At 71.5% G+C, this 1433-nt stretch carries 1 protein-coding gene; it reads left to right on the top strand.

The annotated features are described in order from the left end of the window. Nucleotides 1-1433, top strand: a 1433-nt coding sequence (locus AB0I68_RS39075) for a type I polyketide synthase (protein ID WP_363182209.1), incomplete at both ends; no start/stop codon positions are given.

The raw sequence follows: 1433 nt of genomic DNA, 5'->3' as shown, positions 1-1433 counted from the left end.
GTGATCCGCGGTACGGCGGTCAACCAGGACGGTGCGAGCAACGGCCTGACCGCCCCGAACGGACCCTCGCAGCAGCGCGTCATCCGGCAGGCCCTTGCCAACGCCGGGCTGTCGGCCGCCGACGTGGACGCCGTCGAGGCGCACGGCACGGGCACGACGCTGGGCGACCCGATCGAGGCCCAGGCGCTGCTGGCCACGTACGGCCAGGACCGCCCGGAGGACCGGCCGCTGCTCCTCGGCTCGATCAAGTCCAACATCGGTCACGCGCAGGCCGCCGCCGGTGTCGCCGGCGTCATGAAGATGGTGCTGGCCATGCAGCACGGCCTGCTGCCGCGGAGCCTGCACATCGCCGAGCCCACCCCGCACGTGGACTGGAGCGCGGGCGAGGTCGAGCTGCTGACCGAGGAGCGGTCCTGGCCCGAGACGGGCGGCCGGCCCTGGCGCGCGGGTGTGTCGTCGTTCGGCTTCAGCGGGACCAACGCCCATGCCATCATCGAACAGGCCCCGGTGGAACAGGGGTCGCCGGAGCAGGAAACCCCTGTTGCGCCGGCCCCCCACCCCCTACTGACCACGGCGCCCCCGGACGGGCCGCTTCCGCTGCCCTGGCCGCTGACGGCGAAGACCGAGAACGCGCTGCGCGGCCAGGCGGAACGCCTGCTTCACCACCTCGCCACCCGTCCTGACCTGCGACATGTCGATGTCGGCCACTCCCTGGCCAGCACGCGTACGGCCCACGACAGGCGTGCCGTGTTGATCGGCCGGGACCGGGAGGAGCACCTCGCGGGGCTCGCCGCCCTGGCCGCCGGGGGCACCGCACCCCAGCTCGTCCAGGGGTCGGTCATCGGGGGCAAGACCGCTTTCGTCTTCCCCGGACAGGGGTCGCAATGGGTGGGCATGGCCGAGGCTCTGTTGGACGCTTCACCTGTGTTTGCTGCCCGGGTGGATGAGTGTGCGAAGGCGCTGGAGCCCTTTACCGACTGGTCGTTGGTCGAGGTCCTCCGGGGTGCCGAGCATGCCCCTTCCTTGGACCGGGTGGATGTGGTGCAGCCGGCGTTGTTCGCGGTGATGGTGTCGCTGGTGGAGGTGTGGCGTTCGGTCGGGGTTCGTCCGGGTGCGGTGATCGGTCACTCGCAGGGTGAGATCGCGGCCGCGTGTGTGGCGGGGATCTTGTCGTTGGAGGATGCCGCCCGGGTGGTGGCGTTGCGCAGTCAGGCGATCGGTCGGGTCCTTGCCGGACTGGGCGGCATGGTGTCGGTTCCGTTGCCGGCTGCCGAGGTGCGGGAGCGGATCGCGCCTTGGGGTGGGGAGAGGATCTCCGTGGCCGCGGTCAACGGGCCCTCCTCGGTGGTTGTTTCGGGTGAGGTGCAGGCGCTGGAGGAGCTGGTCGCGGTCTGTGAGGCGGACGGGGTCCGGGTCAGGCGGATCGCGGTGGA

This window comes from Streptomyces sp. NPDC050448, assembly GCF_040655295.1.
Classification (GTDB): domain Bacteria; phylum Actinomycetota; class Actinomycetes; order Streptomycetales; family Streptomycetaceae; genus Streptomyces.
The sequence above is the reverse complement of the archived record's forward strand: the minus strand, read 5'-3'. Positions and strand labels throughout refer to the sequence as shown.